This window comes from Halonotius pteroides (genome assembly GCF_003605635.1).
GTDB lineage: Archaea > Halobacteriota > Halobacteria > Halobacteriales > Haloferacaceae > Halonotius > Halonotius pteroides.
The window spans coordinates 1-1,652 of sequence record NZ_QMDW01000058.1; the positions used below are offsets into that span (position 1 = coordinate 1).

Annotated in this window: 1 protein-coding gene and 1 pseudogene; both read right to left on the reverse strand. The window is 48.3% G+C overall.

What is annotated here, in order from left to right; all coding sequences use genetic code 11:
• Positions 1-41: 41 nt before the first annotated feature.
• A pseudogene (locus DP106_RS16315) lies at positions 42-305 on the reverse strand (ISH3 family transposase); the annotation flags it as partial.
• A 192-nt stretch (positions 306-497) separates the two neighbouring features.
• Positions 498-722 carry a hypothetical protein gene (locus DP106_RS14965; protein WP_120086600.1) on the reverse strand — a complete coding sequence of 75 codons (225 nt, stop codon included), beginning with the start codon at positions 720-722 and terminating at the stop codon, positions 498-500.
• Between the last annotated feature and the right edge of the window lie 930 nt (positions 723-1,652).

A 1,652-nucleotide genomic window follows, 5' to 3' on the forward strand; every position in this document is an offset into this window, starting at 1 on the left:
TCTGATCACTACGTGTCAGCAACTGGTTCTTTGAGCCAGAGTGGACAACTAGCGAGTGTATCTCGCTGGAGGAGCGTGTCCCTAGCTGGCTCCACGAGGTCAAGAGCGAATTGATCGGTGAGAGGTTCACGGACTGCATTGCCATGTGGTAAATTCGCAATAGAATGATAAATGCGGTTGATTGAGGTTCCGCCGATGCTGGCACCGGCGAGGACATCGTAGAGCTTCTCACTTGTGACCTCAACGTTATCTCCGAGAGCCAGCGAGAGGTTCTCTTTGCGGTTGTTGACGACAAAATTAATCAGATGCTCTTCATTTAGCTCGTTGTCAGCTCAGGTCGGTTGCATATCTCCCCAGAACGGACGCTTCGAGCAACCTGATGTGATCAATTGATTGGTTATCGCTCCGAATAGGATGCTCTTTCAAACAGCTTATCACGCCCGTTTCCGATCAGTTCCCAGAAAAGGTGGCTGGTTACCCAGAAGCGAATCGGCGCGTTACTCGTCGTCCGCCAGCATCTGTTTTATTTCTTCGAGTTTGAAGTATGAGGCCATCGCGAGGATGGTAACAGGCCAAAAGCCGACAAACTGGCCGCGTTGTTTATTGCCGCGCACATAATAGAAGTACAGTGCCAAGGCGACTGAACCGGCCGATGCCAGTACAACTGGGGAGAGGCCCTCGGTATCGATACCCCTCACAGACTCTTCAGTTGTATCAGACACATTCGTTGTTGAGCCCGTGGATGTAAATCGCTTCTCATGACACAGGTGACGGCAATTCAGGATGTCCGGAAGTATGGTTTCCCTGCAGGACATCCCGTTCATAGGGATGTGTTGACAGCAACTGTCAAACGGGTCTAACTGCTATTTTTTGTAGTTGCGGATAGTGAGGAACACGACTACTGATACAATGAGCATAAACAAAACAAAGGCCATCTCATTGTCGTCTTTGTCTGTCTTAGCAGTCATAATTCGTGATTATATACAAGTCCTGTGTACATAGGTTTTCGCCTGCTGCTCATCGGGGTGGTCATTACTCCGCTCGCCCGTCGGACGTTTTATTCTGGTTGCTTTGGATACCGAACTGTTTCACGTTCATAACGCCTACTACTGATATGAAAGATATTGATCCCGACACTGCGATGGTCGCTGCCGGCGTTGTGCTCAGCTTGATCGCCATCATAGAGCTGTACCCAGCTTGGAAGAAATCGCGGACAGAGTAAAGACGTTTTGAGCCGGGAGAGGTTGATGCGCACAGAGCCTGCGTTGCGGTTTGAAAGAGTATTACGCTTGCTGTTTGCGGCATCCACCATTGGGGCCGTCTTTAGCTGCTTGCGTAAACTGCCCCACCCTACTCACTCACCGCTTTCGCCGTTCGATTCTTGCGTATGTGGCTTCCTATTTCTGCGACAAGGGTTACGTCCACAGTATTGATAAATTCGACAATATTTAATCAAAAGTAAAAAAATCTACTCTGCTTGCAAAGTATATTTCTAGCCAACACATATATACTATCGCAGAACCATATTATGATAATGAGTTCAAACGAAGAACTCCAAGGAACCAATACCGAAGCCCGATTCGAATTTAAAAAGGAAGAGGCCTCTGCGTTCAAAAGCGAAAAGGGACTTGACGAAGAAACCATCCGCGTCA